Here is a 15330-nt window from a genome sequence, read left to right as displayed (position 1 = left end):
CGGCTGCGGCATGGCCGGGCCGGTAGGTTCGCGCCATGACCGTCGTCAAGTCGCTGCTGTTGTTCACTCTCGCCGCGATTGCCGAAATCGGCGGCGCCTGGCTCGTCTGGCAGGGGTGGCGGGAACACCGCGGCGTCTTCTGGATCGCGGCAGGCGTCCTCGCCCTCGGCGCGTACGGTTTCGTCGCAACCTTCCAGCCGGACCCCAACTTCGGGCGCATCCTCGCCGCATACGGCGGCGTCTTCGTCGCGGGCTCCCTTGCCTGGGGCATGATCGTCGACAAATTCCACCCCGGCCGCTGGGATTATGTGGGCGCAATCATCTGCCTGATCGGCGTGGCAATCATCATGTACGCGCCGCGCGGCTAGCCCAGCCACACGCAATCGAAATCCTTTGAGCCGCGGCCACTTCCACTTCCTTGCGGTCTGTAAGGCGCCACTTCCGGAAACCCCCGATAGTGCCCCGATCGTTCCAAATGAATAGATGCGCATATCCAAGTAGCACAATGTGATCTGAGTTCATCAGCGGCATCAACATTTGAGCAAACCTGCAGCCATCGGAGACTCGCCCGACAACCGCCGCGGCGGAATGGGCGGCACATGACTGCGGCAGAACGCAACCATGTGCCGGTCAGGCAGCCATCGATCGGCGGGCGGGGCTATGCGGTCGAGGTGAACGCCCAGACGGTGGCGGGGCGGCCGGTGGCTTTGACACGGCGGCGTTCGGTGGTGCGATGCAGGCCGGGGAAGGCCGCGAGGGTGCGGTTCAGGTTTGCCGGGTCCGGCTTGGTGCCCTGCAGGGTGGTACTGAGCGCAACGGCGCGGGTGGCGGGGAATTCGTCACCCGTGAGGGCACGGGTGAACGGAATGTCCTTCCAGAGCAGGCGGGCCAGCAAGCCCTGTGCGGCGTCGACGATCCGATTGTGGTCGAAGGCGAGCTGGGGCACAGCGTCGAACGACACCCACTGTGCCGGACCCTCGTGCGGGCCGACCACTGCCCACATCGCGATCGACAGGGTGGGGCCGCGTGGGTCGCGGTTCGGCTCGTCGAAGGTGACCAACTGCCCCACCGCCCCGATCGCGGCCTCGGACACACCCAACTTGGCTTGCACCGCCCGCCGCGCTGCCGCAACCAACCGCTCCCCCCGCCCCAGCAACACTCCAGGCAACGCCAACTCCCCGGTGAACGGCTCGAGCTCACGCGGCGCGACCCCGATCGTGACCCCCGCGTCCGCACCCCAGAATCGCAACGCCACCACATCCACCGAAACCACAGATTGCTCCACGCCGACCTATCCTGCCCCAGTCTCCGCACACGATCACGCCGGAGGGCCCGCCCGCCGAACGGGACAGGCGAACGCAGGCCGCACGACATCGGCCACCGCCGTGGACCGCCGCCGCACGGGTCGGCATTCATGCGATCGGCGACGGTGGAGTCGGGCGGTGTGCGTCGTAACGGATCCGACGTGCCGACAGAGCTGCGCATCGACACGACGACGGTCACCGCGTCGAACTCGCCGAGGTCTCTGGTGCCCGCAGCGCACGCAGTGGCATCCGATCGGTGCGATCGGGGCCGTCGGCAGTGAGCACGACGGGGGTGCCGAGTTGGCGTTCGAGCCAGGGCACCGGATCGGTCGGCATGGCGGCCAGTTCCGGGATCGCGGTGGTCAGGAGGTCGGTGAGGTGTTGCTGATGGTCGAGATCCTGCCAGGTACCCGGCGCGAGGTGGTCGACGATGCCGGTGGGGGTTGTGTATCCGGTTGCGGCATAGCGCGTTCCGGGCGCGTCCAGGTGGGTGACGACCAGCCCGTCGATACCGCCGGAGACCGCGATGGCGTAGCGGAGCAGGATCGGGTCGAAATGGCCGAGCCGGAAGGGTCCCTGGTAGGGGCCGGTCGTGTTGTGTTGCTCAGGGATCGCGAGGGTGGGGTCCGCCGTCGGCAGCGGGCCCGCACCGTGGCGGGTCAGGTAGGTGCGGGTCACGCCGAGCACATAGCCCTCGGCGCCGATGCCTGCGAGCATGGCGCGGGCATTACGTGGTTCGACGGTCGACCACGTGGTGTGGGGGTGGAAGCCGCGCCACTCGTCGAGCAGGACGCCTTGGGCGCCTTCGAAGATCAATCGCCCCTGTCGCGCGAAGCGTGCGAGGTGGGCGTCGTCGACGATCCGCACCGCGGCGGCGAACTCCCGATACATGTCGACAAGGTCGGCGATCGGCTCGAACCGGTGTCCGCTCGGCGCGATCAGCGACCCGTAGTGCGCGGCCAACGCCTGCAGCTTGTCGCGAAGTAGACGGGGGCGCAAGCAATCCGACACCGTCGGCGCGTTGTGTTCGAGCGCATACGAGGCCGTCTCCCCGATACCACGTCCGCACGAACCGTGCCGCGAGGAACCCCGCGCGTCCTCGCGAGCACGGTTGGCGGCGATGTGAATGGGCGTGGTGAGCAGCGCCCGCCCGTCCACGAACAGCAGCGAGAGCGGGTCCGGCACGCCGAGCGCCGCCAACCGCCGCGCCTCCCCCGCCAGCGCGATCGGCTCGACGAGCACGTGCCGCGACAGCAGCGTCGGCACACCCGCGAACGTCCCGGACCCGAACTGCGCGAAGGCGTGATGCGGCCCTTCGGCCACCACGTTGTGCGCCGCCTGCGCCCCACCGTTGAACCGCACCACCGCCGCCACATCCAACTCGGCATTCGGCGAACACAACCAGTCGACCGTCGCTCCCTTGCCCGCATCCCCGAACCCGAGGTCGACCACAATGATGTGCTCCTGAGCCATGCTGCACCCCTTCATGATTCGTCCCTTCGGTGACCGAGCGGCGACAACCTGTGCGCATGCGGCAGTCAGGCAGGCGATGCCGGGCACCACGGTGAGGCAGGCCGCGGCGGCGATGACCCGCTCGAACCGACTGCCTCAGTCGCGACCGCTGGGCAGCGCTCGAATACCGGGACTATTGGTGCCGAGCGCTTTTCCCACCGAGGCCGCTGCGGCGGTCGAGCCCACGTCCCGGAGGTCGGCCAGACCGGTGGGCAGGTCGACGCGGTCTTCTTCCAAGCCGATGGTGAGTGCGATGAGTTCGCAGACGGCGCGGGGATCGTCGAGCTTCAGGAAGTTCTGGCCGAGTAGGTCGCGCCAGTGGCCGGCGATTTCCTGGTCGTCGAAGTAGCTGGATCGGTTCGGCAGGATGTAGTAGATGTGCCAGCGTTCGGCGAGATCACGGTAGATGGATTCCACCGAAATGTCTCGGCGCACATGGTCACCGATGACTTCGCGAATATGCCTGCACGCCAGCTTCGGTTTGTTGAGTTCGTCGCCGATCAGAAAAAGGTAGCCGCGTTTTCGCCGCTTCTCCCAGGCATCGGTGACGATGTGGGTTGCCATGAAATATGCTGCCAGTTCGTAGCTTTCGGATTTCTGCCCACCACCACCGCCTTCCAGGAACACCGCGCGCAGCTGCTCGTCCATCCGATTGTCCGATTCGAACTGGCCGATCTGCAGCGGAACCCGATCACTATCGGCGTCACCGATGGCGCCGAACAGTAGTTGCGGATCCTCCGCATAGCCTTTGCGCCGCAATAGCCCGTGCAGTGTGCCGAGCTTGTCCTGCATGATGATCGGCACCTGCCCCATCGACCCGGTGACGTCGAACAATACCGCGATGGGCAGCGAGTTTCCGTGCTCGGCCGAATCCCGGCATTCCCGCACGTCGACCCCCAGCGGATCGAGGTCGGGGTGCGCGCGCCATCTCGTGGACGGTTCGCCGCGCATGGCTGCGGTATATCCGAAATCGTCGAGCCCCCGGCCGGCACGGTAGGTCTTCGCAGCACGGTAGGCGGTGTCGTCCCAATGTCCGTATCCCATGTCGTTCACTTCCTCTCGTGAGGTTGTTTTAGTGTATTCGACCAAAACAATCGTCGTCAAGAGCGCTTCTTACCGAACTGACCTCCATCGAGCAGACCGAAAAGTCGTCGAGGCACTGGCCTACGCTGACGGTGCGCGATGATCGGTTCCGACACCGGCCTCTACGCCCGTTTCCTCGACGAAACCGTCGCCAAAGAGATGTTCCCCAGCATCGACATGGTCACCGCGGGCCTGCTGTTCCCCACCGGTCGCGCCGAGCGGGCCTCCGGCGGCTTCCGTCTGACCGGCCGCTGGCAGTTCGGCAGCGGCATCACCCACGCCGACTGGGTGGTCTCCGGCGCGTTCATCCAACGCGATGGTCAGCCCGAACGCGACGCGGCCGGCGCACCCGATTCGCGCCCGTTCATGGTGCCGCGCGCCCAGGTCGAGGTCATCGATACCTGGCACACCACCGGTCTCGCGGGTAGCGGCAGCTGCGACTACACCATCACCGACATCTTCGTGCCCGAAGAGCACACGCTCGAATTCGCCACCGTCCGTGGGGAAACGGGCCCGCTCTCGCAGCCCGAGGTGCACATGCGCAATATGCCCGCGGTGCCGCTCGGCTTCGCGCGCGCCGCCTTGGATTACGCCAGGGCCGAGTCCGTCACGAAGGCCGACGACTACCGCCTGCAGGTCACCATCTCCGAATGTGAGGCCGATTTCCACGCCACCCGCGCGGGTGTCTATGCCGCGATGCGGCGGCAGTGGGAAATCTTGTCCACCGGCGGCACTCTCGACGCCCTCACTCCCGACGAGCGCGCGGCCCTTCCGCTGTCGCGACTGCACGCCTTCCACACCGAGCGCTCGATCGTCCAGCGCCTCTACGAACTGCGCCAGACCGCATCGATCTATCGTCCTTCGCCGCTGGATCGCTGGCTGCGCGACACCAACACCATGTGCCAGCACATCGTCGCCCAGGACCGGATCCTGCAGTCGGCGGGCGCCCACCTGATGGTCGGGGCCCCTGGCTTCGAACTCTGTCTCGGTCTCGTGCGTTAGCCCGCTGCCGCGACCACTCAGGTCTTATGGAGCGTCGACGCGATCGGGGTAGAACGCGATGTGGTTCTTGATCTCGGCGACAGCCGGGTACGGCGACTCGTACGCCCATCCCGCGTCGACGCTCTGTGCGCCGTCGACCGAAACGGTGAAGTAGCTCGCGTCACCCTTGTAGGGGCAGTACGTGGAGGTGTCGGTGCGCTCGAGCACCGATTCCTCGGCATCGGCCAACGGCAGGTAATAGACCGGCGGGTACGACGCTTCCTGCAGAAGCAGTGCATTCTGCGTGTCGATGACCACCTGACCGTGTACTCGAACGACAATCCGCTCCGGGTGCGGCGTCACGGTGATCGGATGATCCGGGCCCGGCTGCAGAACAGGTCTCGTCATGGTTACTACAACCGACTCCACCGATTGTTCTATTCCGACCCGCGCCGGGGGTTCACACGGCTCGACGCTCAGTCCTCATGGCCGCGCGGTCGCGCTGTTCCTCGAGTTCGAGGACCTCCTTGCCGAGCTTGTCCTGGAAGGCGCGAGTTCGTCGCGCAGCTGTTCGCCGTGTGGCGTGAAGTCGGTCCGATCGAAGACGGTCCAGATGCGCAGCACCGGAGTGACGACCTCTTCCGGGCCGGCAAGGGCCCCAGTCAGCTTCGCGCTGGAGCCGGTCCCTCAAATGGGCGAATAGCGCAGGGAACGCCACGTTTCGATCGCCCAGTTGATCTCCGCGTCGGGGACGCTGATGGTGACAAGGAGCAGTTCGCCGTTGCGGTGGCTGGCGATGCCCTGGACACCGGCTTCGTCGGTGTCACTGGAGGGCAACCACCAGCCGTCGCCGGGCCCGCCGAGTACCGGCTCGCCGCGGTGGCCTTCGGTCGCGTTCGCACCGTACTGCAACATGGCCGCGGGTGGTGGACCGGTCTTTTCGTCGTCCACCCGGAGCACGGTGATGTCGATCTGACGCTCGCCGTCCCATGCCCACCAGCGATCACCATCCCAGCCGTAGGTGAAATCGCCTGGTATACGCAAACTCCAGCCGGGCAGCAGCGAAGTGAACACCGGGCGGCGCCGATATCCAGGACGTGCCCCGAGATCGAGGGTTGCGCGTTCCGCCAGGTCCGCGGGCGCATCGTCGACGACCGGTTCCAGTGTGCCGAGCAGTCCGCGCAGCTCGTGCCAGGCCGCCCACGGCAATTCGAGTGCGTGGTCGAGCCGACTCGCCTCGGCGAGCAGAGTGTCGGCCTGACGCAATGCCGGTGCGTCGTCCTCGTCGGTGGGAACCCGCCAGCGCACGTCGTTCCACATGATGCCGAGTGCGGTGTCGCGGAAGGTTCGCGCCGTCCAGCCGTCCTCCCACCAGGGGAAGAATCGAACGGCGGCGGCTCGGTCGCCATCGGCGACGGCTCGGAACCAGTCGACGTCGCGCGGTCCGAGCCAGGTCGCGGCCAGGCCCTCATAATCGAATTGGTCACTGCCGAGGGACAATCCGAGCGACACCACGTTGCCTTCGATCGGTACCTGGGTGAGCACGGTGTGCGCGAGCGTCCGAATCCACGTCAGATAGTCCCGCTCGACCTCCGCGCGGTTATCCGCAAGCCCGAGCGGATCATCGGTCCCCTCGTCCCAGACGATGTCGAACTCCCTGCCCATATCGTGCAGGACGGCGGCGACGTGCCGGTGATAGCCGGGTCCGGCAGGCGCACACCCCGCGGTCACCACCACCTGACCGTGGGCCGCCCGCAGATCGACCGGTTCGGCCGCGGGATGCAACACGGCGAGCAATCGGTCGCCGGACACCTCGACCGGATTGCGGAACGGCGCCGACGTCGAGGTCCAATCTATCCGCGCATCCGCGGGCCCGGTCCGCAACCACCGCTCGACCCGTTGCAGAAAGTCTTCAGTGGGCGCGCGGCACACCCCCGCGACACTCAGCTCGATTCCCATGGATACATCCTTGTGTCCGCGGTCCAACGCCGAAAGTCGGGACGGCACACCGGGGCTCCACCACCACCGATCAGCCGGGGAGTGAGCGGAACATGGCGCAGGCAGAGGTCGAGCCGGAACACCGTCATGTCCGGCTCGACGTAGAGGGGGGCTGGAGGTAGTCGCCGATGAGCATGGTGCCCGAGGCGCGGTGGGCGCCGGGGCCCTGCCGCCAGTGGACGTTGTCGGCGGTCAAAGGGGTGTGGCAGTTGGTGCAGGTGACGACGCCGGAGGTGGTTCGGCCGCAGTCGTCGTGCACGACCAGCGCGGGGGGTCCTTCGGGGGCGAGCCATTTGTCGCCCCAGGTGATGAGCATGGTCAGGACCGGATAGAGGTCGCGGCCCTGATCGGTGAGCACGTACTCGTAGCGGACCGGATTCGATTGGTATGCGCGGGTTTCGACGATGCCGTGCTGCTGGAGGGTTTCCAGGCGGGCAGTGAGGACGTTGGTGGCGATGCCGAGGTCGCGGCGGATGTCTTCGAATCGGTTCAGGCCGACGAACAGGTCGCGCAGGATCAGTGGCGTCCACCGCTCACCGACCACGTCGAGGGTGCGCGCGATCGAGCAGACGATGTCGGACATGGCAGCCTTGGGCACCCGACCATCCTAGTCCATTGCTTTTTGCAAGCGACTCGGGAAGGATTCGCCTCGACCAACACCACGCACAAGAGGAGAACGAGGCCATGACAGATGCAGTGCCCCAGTTCCGCACAGCGACCGAGTCTGCCGACATCGACGCGCTGATGGAAACCCTCGCACCCGACGCCGAGCTGACCTCCCCGATCTCCGGGCGGCTGGTGTTCGGCGGGCAGGATGATCTTCGGATCCTGTTGACCACGGTGTACCGCAGTATCTCCATGATGCGGTGGACCGATCAGATCGGCGACGGCACGCACCGAGTCCTGTTGGGAGAGGCTTACATCGGGCCGTTCCGGATGACCGAGGCGATGGTCATCGAACTCGACGAGGATGGCCGCATCCGCAAGCTGAGCCCGCACATCCGCCCGTGGCCCGCACTCACCTTCCTCGCGGTGAAGCTGGGACCCCGGCTCATCCGGTACCCCGGCGTCATGCGGCGAGCCTCCGGCGCGCGCCCGCACACCCCTTGATGCGCGACACCCGCAGGGCACTGCGGGTGCGCGACACCGAGGAGCGCGCGGCGCTGCGCGGCCGCGCCCCAGGCCGCCGCATCAGCGGACCAGGGTCTCGACCAGGCCGTCAGCGGTGAGTTCCACACGACGGGTCACTCCGATGTCATCGAGGAACCGCGGGTCGTGGCTCACCACGATCAGCGCGCCCTCGAAACTCGCGAGCGCCTGAGTCAGATGCTCCAGGCTCGGCAGGTCGAGGTTGTTGGTCGGCTCGTCGAGCAGCAACAACTTCGGCGCCGGGTCGGCCAGCAGCAGCATGGCCAGCGCGGCACGCAAGCGTTCACCACCGGACAGTGCCGAGGCGGCGACATCGGCGTCGGCGCCCCGGAACAGGAACCGCGCCAACTGAGCCCGGATCTGCTCCGCCGACGCGTGCGGCGCCGCCGCCGCCACGTTCTCGAATACCGAGCGCTGCTCGTCGAAGACGTCGAGACGTTGCGGCAGCATCCGCCACGCGATCTTCGGCGATTCCTCGACGATCCGGTGCAGCAACGTGGTTTTGCCGACACCGTTACGGCCGGTGAGCGCGATGCGCTCCGGGCCGGTGACCCGCAGCGTCACCTTCGGTCCACACGCCAGCCCGACCTCGTCGAGGTCGATCACGTCCTGTCCCGGATACAACCGGGTGTCGGGCAGATCGACACGGATCTCCCTGTCGTCGCGCAACAACTCCTGCGCCTGCTGGAGCTGTTCCCTTGCGGTATCGACCTTTTCGATGTGGTTGTTGCGCAGTTTGCCCGCCGACACCTGCGCTTGCCGCTTCCGCTCGCCCATCACGATTTTCGGTTCGCGCTTGTTGTCCCACATCTTCTGCCCATAGCGCTGTCGACGATCCAGTTTGATCCGCGCCTCCACGAGTTCGCGTGCCTGCTTACGCACATCGCTGCGCGCATCGCGGATCGCCGCTCGCGCGGCCTGCTGTTCAGCCTCGATGATCCGCTCGTACTCGCTGAAATTTCCTCCGAACAAGCGCAATTCGCCCTGCCGCAGCTCGACGATCGAGGTCATCCGATCCAGCAGCTCACGATCGTGGCTCACGGTGAGCACCGTGCCGGAGAACTGGGCGACCACGGCGTAAAGTCGCTGTCTGGCAACATGATCCAGATTGTTCGTCGGTTCGTCCAGCAACAGCACATCGGGCTCGCGCAGCAGCTGTGCCACCAGTCCCAGCAGTACCGTTTCGCCGCCGGACAGGGTTTCCAGTCGGCGATCGAGCTGCTCGGTCGAATCGGCCAGATAGTGCAGACCGAGCCGGCCGAGCAGCGCGACAGCGCTCTCCTCGACGTCCCACTGGCCGCCGACGATCTCGAAGTCGGCGTCGGATGCCATGCCGGATTCGATGCGGTGCAGGGCTTTTCGCGTATCGGCGATGCCGAGCACTTCGTCCACCCGCTGGCCGTCGCCGAGCCCGAGATCCTGCCGCAGATAACCCAGGCGACCGGAGACCGTGATCGAGCCGCGCACCGTCGGCAGTTCATCGGCGATCAGCCGCAACAGTGTCGATTTGCCGACACCGTTGCTGCCGACCAGACCGAGGTGACCCGGACCGAGCACAGCGTCGAGCCCATCGAAGACGGGCGTACCGTCGGGCCACGCGAAAGTGAGATCGGAAATAGAAAGATTGGTCATGTGCCTACCCAGAGGTTGCAACGGAATGCGACGCGCGAGACGCGGGCCGCCCGAGTGGCTACCTCATGAGAGCAACGGCATGACTCCGATCAACGGGAATAAGACTCGTCCAGATTAAGCAAACCCGCACCGATCGCGCCAGTGATATTTGGATCACATCTTCTCCCGCAGGTCTGCCGGCCTGCCACGAGCGCCCGTGCGCGCAGTCGGTCGAGTGCTGGATCGACCCCGCTACTCCCTCGTCCACGGCTACGACGGGTCGGCTCCTCGGAGCGATCATCGCGCGGCAGAACCGCCGCGGCCGGGCACGAGGAAACCGCGCACCATCAGCTCGGAAGGCTGATGATGCGCGGCATTCTCCCGGCCGACGCCGCAGCGACGTCCTGACCGATTCCTCCGAATGACTAGACGCGAACCACCGAGGTCAGCGGGTAGTCGCCCTGCCGCTCACGCCCGCCGAGGAAGCCGAGCTCGAGGACCACCGCGGCGGCGACGACTTCGGCCCCCGCCTCAGCGAAGAGGGCCGCGGCGGCCGCGAGGGTACCGCCGGTGGCCAGGACATCGTCGAGGAGCAGCACGCGGCGGCCCTTCAGATCGATGCCGTCGGCGGGGATCTCCAGGGCCGCGGTGCCATATTCGAGACTGTATTCGCGAGTGATCACGGGCGGGGGCAGCTTGCCCGCCTTGCGGACCGCGAGGACGCCGGTGCCGAGGGTGGCCGCCACACCCGCGCCGATAATGAAGCCGCGGGCATCGACGCCGGCGACCAGGTCGGCCTGCGGTGCGCAATCCGCGAGGCAGTCGATGACGGCGCGGAATCCCTCCGGATCAGCGAATACCGGGCTGAGATCAGCAAAACGAACGCCAGGAGTGGGGAAGTCGTCGCGCCACCGGGTAAGACGCTCGACCAGCTCGGCGGCCTTTGTGGTCCGCTCGGTTGCCAGGTCGTCTGATTCGACCGCCGCGTGCTTGCTCATCGACACCTCTCCATGGTCCATCACCCACAACACCTTGTCACCGCTTCAACACCCAGCGGTCCATGTTCCAGCCGGTCCCGCCCTGCGTGGGGCCGGCGATGCCGTTCTGCAAACCGCTGCCGAAGGCGATGGTGCGGGGATTGGCGAACAGGGGGACGCTCGGCATCTCCGACCACAGCAAGTTTTCGGCCTCGGTCAGCAGATTCAGCGTTGTGGTCGAGTTGTCGTCGGCCGCAAGCTGATCGGTGATCGCATCGTATCGCCCGTTACCGAAGCGACCGAAATTGAGCCCGCTACCTGTGCGCAATGCGCTGGTCGCGGCGATCCCGGCCAGCGACCCGGCGGGACCGGGCGCCGACGCGGTGCTCGCAAGGACAGCGTCGACCTTGCCCTCGGTGAGCTGAGCGGGGGTGAAATCGGCCGCGCCCGCATCGACGACGGTAAGGCCGGCCGGTTTGCACGCCTCGGCGATCATCGCGACAGTCTGTGCGCGACGCTCATCGGGCTGCAGGTAACCGATGCGAACGGTGGGCTTGCCCGCGCCGGAGGAGGCCAGCGCAGTGGTAGCGGCGGGGACGTCGGCGCCGTGATACTTCTCGGCCGCGCCGGTCACGGCCGGGTAGTACAGCGAGTCCTGCTGCACGATGCGGGAATTCAGCGGTGCGGTGCCGAGACCGGTCTTCGGCGCGTCCTTCGCCTTGCCGAGTTTGTCGAACAGCGCCTGCCTCGGCACACACAGGGCGAACGCACGGCGCGCATCCACCGAACCGAATACTCCCCCGGTCCCGAGCAACAGCTGCTCGACACCGCGGCCCGGCACAGTACGCACCGAAAAGCCGTCCAGGTTCAGATCTTTCACCGATCCAGCGCCGACATCGACGACGCCGACAGCATTGTCGGAAACCTTGGCCCGCACATCGACGGTCTTGGGCCACACCACGATCCGTCCGGTCTCGGGCTTGTTGCCCCACCAGCGCTCGTTCGCGACGAGCACCAAACCGTCTTTGGCGGAATAGGATTCGATCCGGTATGGCCCGGACGACGGGAACCGGGACAGGTCAAGACTGCCCGAACCCATGGTCCATCCGTTGTTCCAGAAGTCGGCCAGCCGTTGGACCCCACCGGGATCACCGGTTTGCAGGGCCGACACCACATTCGGCAGGTTGGCCACCCGCGCCGCGACGTGTGCGGGCATCAGCTCGCCTGCGGTGAACAGGGTGCGCCACGGCAGGAAATGCCGGTCGGGCCGGAACACCACGGTGGCGTCCTTGGAGCCGGGCTGGCAGTCCACCCGCTCGATGTCGGCGTACCCGGCGCTGTTGGCGGCGTCGAACAGCGGTGCGGGGCCGCGGTCACCAGGTTTGGTGAACCGGCCGCTGCGCGCGGCCCAGGCCAGCACCAGGTCGTCACACGAGGTGGGCACGCCATCGGAGTACACACCGTCCGGGTTGAGCCGGTACTGCACGGTCTGCGCGTCGCCGGGAACCTCTTTCGCGGTGCCCGCGTCGGTGTCGGCGACCTGCTGACCGTCAGGCCCGGTGTAGAAGAACCCCGTCAGCACCCGCCCGAACACGGCCGCCGAGCCGCTGCTCACACCGAGTGTGCTGCCACCGTTGTAGCTGGCGATCACGGCATCGACGGCGTAGCCGATGGACGGCACCTGGTTCTGACCGGAGCACCCGGCGACCATCCCGGCCGCCAGGGTGCCCGCAGCCACCGATCCGATCAGACGCGCCAGTGACTGCTTACCCATGAAGGAAACCCCTGCCTGTAGGTCAGTGCCTCTTCTTGTACCGTTTCCCGCTCGGGCGTGCGCCGGGCCGGGGAGCATCGCCCGGTTCCCGCGCCCGCCGCGGCGCTTCGGAGTAGCCCCGGCCGGTCGCGGCCACCGCGCGCCGCTCGGCCTCGGCGCCCGCACGGGCCGCGGCCACGCCGGACCGTTTGTTCTGCACCTTCTTGGTGTGCGCCGCGACCGGACCCCAGCGTTCCTTGATCGACACCAGCAGCGGGGTGGCGAAGAAGATCGAGGAGTAGGTGCCGACCAGCAGACCGACCAGCTGCACGAGCGCCAGGTCCTTGAGCGTGCCGACGCCGAGCATCCACACCGCGATCACCATCAGACCGACGATCGGCAGAATACCGATCAGCGCGGTGTTGATCGAACGCATCAGGGTCTGGTTCACCGCGAGGTTGGCCTGCTCGCCGTAGGTCCGACGATTCAAATGCAGGATGCCCCTGGTGTTCTCCTCGACCTTGTCGAAGACGACGACCGAGTCGTACAGCGAGAAGCCGAGAATGGTGAGTATGCCGATCACGGTGGCCGGTGTGACCTCCAGGCCGACGATCGAGTAGACGCCCGCCGTCACCGAGACATCGAAGCCCAATGCGGCAAGGGCGGCGATCGCCATGTCCCGCTCGAACCGGATGGTGATGTAGATGGCGACCAGCACGAGGAACACCGCGAGTGCGATGAGGGCCTTGCGGGTGATCTGGCTGCCCCAGGTTTCACTGACGTCGGAGGTGCTGATCGCGGCCCGGCTCGGGTTGCCCTCCCGGTCCTTGGGTTGGAACTTGCTGAACAGCGCGTTGTTCAGCGCTTCCACTTGATTTTTGTCGAGCGCCTCGGAGCGGATCAACATGGTGGACGACGCGCCCGTGCCCACCGTCTGCACCGACACCGGGTCGGTACCGATGGCGCTGCGGTAGATGTCCTCCACCTGGCTGGTCGTCGCGTTACCCGCGGGGAACTGGATCCGCGAGCCGCCCTCGAAATCGATGCCGAGGGTGAAACCGCGAAAAACGATGCTGCCCAACGAAATCAGCACAATGGCCGCAGTGATGAGGTACCACATCCGGCGCTTGCCGATGACGTCGATGGCGCCGGTGCCGGTGTAGAGCCGGTTGAGGAAGCTGTGCTTGGGCTGTGCGGCGTACCGCACGTCATCAGTTTCGGGGTCGTCCTCGTGCCTGTGCAGCGAGGGCGTGGTCTGGCTGTTGGTCATCGCGTCCTCACGCCTTCCCGAGTGCGGCATCGGCCGCCTTGCGCTCACGGGCGACCTGCTGGATCGCACCGAGACCGTTCACCGACGGGCTCGACCAGAAGGCCGTCCTGGAGGCCAGCAACACCAGCGGCGCGGTCACCAGGAACACCACGACCACGTCGAGCACGGTGGTGAGACCGAGAGTGAACGCGAAGCCGCGCACCTGACCGACGGCCAGCGCGTAGAGCACCGCCGCCGCGATGAAACTCACCGCGTTACCGGACAGGATCGTCCGGCGGGCACGCTGCCAGCCGCGCGGCACCGCCGAGCGGAAGCTGCGGCCCTCACGCATCTCGTCCTTGATGCGTTCGAAGAACACCACGAACGAGTCGGCGGTCATGCCGATACCGATGATCAGACCGGCGATACCGGCCAGGTCGAGGGTGAAGCCGATCCACCGCCCGAGCAGCACCATGATGCCGTATACCGCGAGACCGGACGCGACCAGCGACAAGCCGGTCAGGAAACCGAGCATCCGGTAGTAGGCCAGGCAGTAGAGCAGCACCACGACGAGACCGACCGCGCCCGCGAGCAAACCGGCCTTCAACGAGGAAAGACCCAGCGTCGCCGAGACGGTTTCGGCTTCCGAGATCTGGAACGACAGCGGCAGCGAACCGTACTTCAGCGTGTTCGCGAGTTCCTTCGCGCTGGTGGCGGTGAAATTGCCGCTGATGGTGGTGCGGCCGCCCTGCTGCGGACCCGCCTGCACGACCGGAGCACTGACGACCTTCGAGTCGAGCACGAACGCGACTCGCTTGTAGAGGTATTCGCCGGTGAGCGTGGCCCAGGCATCACTGCCGCCGGACTTGAACTCGAGGTTCACCTCATGCCGCGCCTGCTGCTGGTTGAGCCCCGAGCTGGCGTTCTTGATCTCCTGGCCGTCGATCCGGCTCTTGTCGAGCAGGAGCACCTCGGTGCCGTCGGTGGAGCAGGCGACCAGCGGCAGGTTCGGATCGTCATTGCCTGCCAGCGGGTCGGGCTTGCTGCAATCCAGTGCGGCGATCGCGGCCTTCTGGATGGTCGGGTCGGTGCTCTGCCGGACGGCCTTGGCGGTGGCGATTTCCTGCTGTGCCTGTTCCTGCGGGGAACCGGGCGGCGCAGGCGGCTCGGTCGGCGCCTGCGCGGGGAACACCCGCTGCTGCGGCGCGGGCTCCGGCGACACCTCTTGCGGCGTTTCCGGCTCGGGGCTCGACGGCGTCGCGGCGGGCGACTGCACCGGCTGTTGCGCCACGCCACGGCTCGCCACCGATTCGGCTTGCAGCACCGGCCGGATGTAGAGCTTGGCGGTGGTCGCCAGCGCACGTGCCTGCTGACCGTCGTCACCGGGCACCGTGATGACGATGTTGTCGCCGTCGATCACGACCTCGGAGCCACCGACGCCGAGTCCGTTGACCCGGTTCTCGATGATCTCCTGCGCCTTGCGCAGGCTGTCCTGGCTGGGCTTGCTGCCGTCGGGGGTGCGCGCGGTCAGCGTGACCCGGGTGCCACCCTGAAGGTCGATGCCGAGCTTGGGGGTCGGGTCTTTGTCACCGGTGAAGAACACCAACGCATAGATCACGGCCAGCAGCGCGGCGTAGACGCCGAGCAGCCGGAGCGGATGCGCCGATCCTTGGGAAGGTGGCACAGTACGTCATCTCCTAGGCGGGAAGTCGA

General features: G+C 66.8%; 14 protein-coding genes. 3 read left to right on the top strand and 11 right to left on the bottom strand.

Annotated features, from left to right (window positions below):
• Window positions 1-35 precede the first annotated feature (35 nt).
• Window positions 36-368 (top strand): YnfA family protein, encoded by a 333-nt coding sequence (locus ACFU4Z_RS21860; RefSeq protein ID WP_379065753.1) that lies wholly within the window; start codon window positions 36-38, stop codon window positions 366-368.
• A 290-nt stretch (window positions 369-658) separates the two neighbouring features.
• Here ACFU4Z_RS21860 and ACFU4Z_RS21855 read toward each other — a convergent pair whose 3' ends face one another.
• The 3 genes from ACFU4Z_RS21855 to ACFU4Z_RS21845 form a co-directional block, all read right to left on the bottom strand.
• A complete protein-coding gene (locus tag ACFU4Z_RS21855) occupies window positions 659-1285 on the bottom strand; it encodes an NUDIX hydrolase (protein ID WP_379065751.1) in 627 nt (208 codons plus the stop codon).
• A gap of 214 nt (window positions 1286-1499) precedes the next feature.
• Complete coding sequence (locus tag ACFU4Z_RS21850) at window positions 1500-2777, bottom strand: adenylosuccinate synthetase (protein ID WP_379065749.1); 1278 nt, start codon at window positions 2775-2777, stop codon at window positions 1500-1502.
• Between the two features lie 135 nt (window positions 2778-2912).
• A complete protein-coding gene (locus ACFU4Z_RS21845) occupies window positions 2913-3860 on the bottom strand; it encodes a hypothetical protein (RefSeq protein WP_379065747.1) in 948 nt (315 codons plus the stop codon).
• Between the two features lie 138 nt (window positions 3861-3998).
• Here ACFU4Z_RS21845 and ACFU4Z_RS21840 point away from each other — a divergent pair, with 138 nt between their 5' ends.
• On the top strand, window positions 3999-4901 hold the full coding sequence (locus ACFU4Z_RS21840; protein WP_379065745.1) for an acyl-CoA dehydrogenase: 903 nt from the start codon (window positions 3999-4001) through the stop codon (window positions 4899-4901).
• A gap of 24 nt (window positions 4902-4925) precedes the next feature.
• Here ACFU4Z_RS21840 and ACFU4Z_RS21835 read toward each other — a convergent pair whose 3' ends face one another.
• The 3 genes from ACFU4Z_RS21835 to ACFU4Z_RS21825 form a co-directional block, all read right to left on the bottom strand.
• A complete protein-coding gene (locus ACFU4Z_RS21835) occupies window positions 4926-5288 on the bottom strand; it encodes a DUF427 domain-containing protein (protein WP_379065743.1) in 363 nt (120 codons plus the stop codon).
• A gap of 279 nt (window positions 5289-5567) precedes the next feature.
• Window positions 5568-6839: a hypothetical protein gene (locus ACFU4Z_RS21830; protein ID WP_379065741.1), complete on the bottom strand. Its 1272-nt coding sequence runs from the start codon at window positions 6837-6839 to the stop codon at window positions 5568-5570.
• A 124-nt stretch (window positions 6840-6963) separates the two neighbouring features.
• Window positions 6964-7476 carry a winged helix-turn-helix transcriptional regulator gene (locus ACFU4Z_RS21825; protein ID WP_379065739.1) on the bottom strand — a complete coding sequence of 171 codons (513 nt, stop codon included), beginning with the start codon at window positions 7474-7476 and terminating at the stop codon, window positions 6964-6966.
• A gap of 86 nt (window positions 7477-7562) precedes the next feature.
• On the opposite strand from ACFU4Z_RS21825, the gene ACFU4Z_RS21820 reads away from it, so the two are divergent.
• Window positions 7563-7988, top strand: a complete 426-nt coding sequence (locus ACFU4Z_RS21820) for a nuclear transport factor 2 family protein (protein ID WP_379065737.1) — start codon at window positions 7563-7565, stop codon at window positions 7986-7988.
• An 81-nt stretch (window positions 7989-8069) separates the two neighbouring features.
• On the opposite strand, the gene ACFU4Z_RS21815 is transcribed toward ACFU4Z_RS21820, so the two are convergent.
• The 5 genes from ACFU4Z_RS21815 to secD all read right to left on the bottom strand — a co-directional run bounded on the left by ACFU4Z_RS21815 (window position 8070) and on the right by secD (window position 15301).
• Window positions 8070-9659: an ABC-F family ATP-binding cassette domain-containing protein gene (locus tag ACFU4Z_RS21815; protein WP_379065735.1), complete on the bottom strand. Its 1590-nt coding sequence runs from the start codon at window positions 9657-9659 to the stop codon at window positions 8070-8072.
• 404 nt (window positions 9660-10063) lie between these two features.
• Window positions 10064-10636, bottom strand: a complete 573-nt coding sequence (locus ACFU4Z_RS21810) for an adenine phosphoribosyltransferase (RefSeq protein ID WP_379065979.1) — start codon at window positions 10634-10636, stop codon at window positions 10064-10066.
• Between the two features lie 37 nt (window positions 10637-10673).
• A complete protein-coding gene (locus ACFU4Z_RS21805) occupies window positions 10674-12389 on the bottom strand; it encodes an ABC transporter substrate-binding protein (RefSeq protein ID WP_379065733.1) in 1716 nt (571 codons plus the stop codon).
• 22 nt (window positions 12390-12411) lie between these two features.
• On the bottom strand, window positions 12412-13638 hold the full coding sequence (secF, locus tag ACFU4Z_RS21800) for a protein translocase subunit SecF (protein WP_379065731.1): 1227 nt from the start codon (window positions 13636-13638) through the stop codon (window positions 12412-12414).
• Window positions 13639-13645: 7 nt separating this feature from the next.
• Window positions 13646-15301, bottom strand: a complete 1656-nt coding sequence (secD, locus tag ACFU4Z_RS21795; protein WP_379065729.1) for a protein translocase subunit SecD — start codon at window positions 15299-15301, stop codon at window positions 13646-13648.
• Window positions 15302-15330 lie beyond the last annotated feature (29 nt).

Source organism: Nocardia sp. NPDC057440 (assembly GCF_042802915.1).
Taxonomy (GTDB): domain Bacteria; phylum Actinomycetota; class Actinomycetes; order Mycobacteriales; family Mycobacteriaceae; genus Nocardia.
Note: the sequence above shows the minus strand (reverse complement) of the source record. Positions and strands in the feature narration are given on the sequence as shown.

Coding starts and splice junctions, on each gene's coding strand:
- ACFU4Z_RS21860 (WP_379065753.1), top strand. CDS start 36: ATGACCGTCGTCAAGTCGCTGCTGTTGTTCACTCTCGCCGCGATTGCC.
- ACFU4Z_RS21850 (WP_379065749.1), bottom strand. CDS start 2,777: ATGGCTCAGGAGCACATCATTGTGGTCGACCTCGGGTTCGGGGATGCG.
- ACFU4Z_RS21845 (WP_379065747.1), bottom strand. CDS start 3,860: ATGGGATACGGACATTGGGACGACACCGCCTACCGTGCTGCGAAGACC.
- ACFU4Z_RS21840 (WP_379065745.1), top strand. CDS start 3,999: ATGATCGGTTCCGACACCGGCCTCTACGCCCGTTTCCTCGACGAAACC.
- ACFU4Z_RS21835 (WP_379065743.1), bottom strand. CDS start 5,288: ATGACGAGACCTGTTCTGCAGCCGGGCCCGGATCATCCGATCACCGTG.
- ACFU4Z_RS21830 (WP_379065741.1), bottom strand. CDS start 6,839: ATGGGAATCGAGCTGAGTGTCGCGGGGGTGTGCCGCGCGCCCACTGAA.
- ACFU4Z_RS21820 (WP_379065737.1), top strand. CDS start 7,563: ATGACAGATGCAGTGCCCCAGTTCCGCACAGCGACCGAGTCTGCCGAC.
- ACFU4Z_RS21815 (WP_379065735.1), bottom strand. CDS start 9,659: ATGACCAATCTTTCTATTTCCGATCTCACTTTCGCGTGGCCCGACGGT.
- ACFU4Z_RS21810 (WP_379065979.1), bottom strand. CDS start 10,636: ATGAGCAAGCACGCGGCGGTCGAATCAGACGACCTGGCAACCGAGCGG.
- ACFU4Z_RS21805 (WP_379065733.1), bottom strand. CDS start 12,389: ATGGGTAAGCAGTCACTGGCGCGTCTGATCGGATCGGTGGCTGCGGGC.
- secF (WP_379065731.1), bottom strand. CDS start 13,638: ATGACCAACAGCCAGACCACGCCCTCGCTGCACAGGCACGAGGACGAC.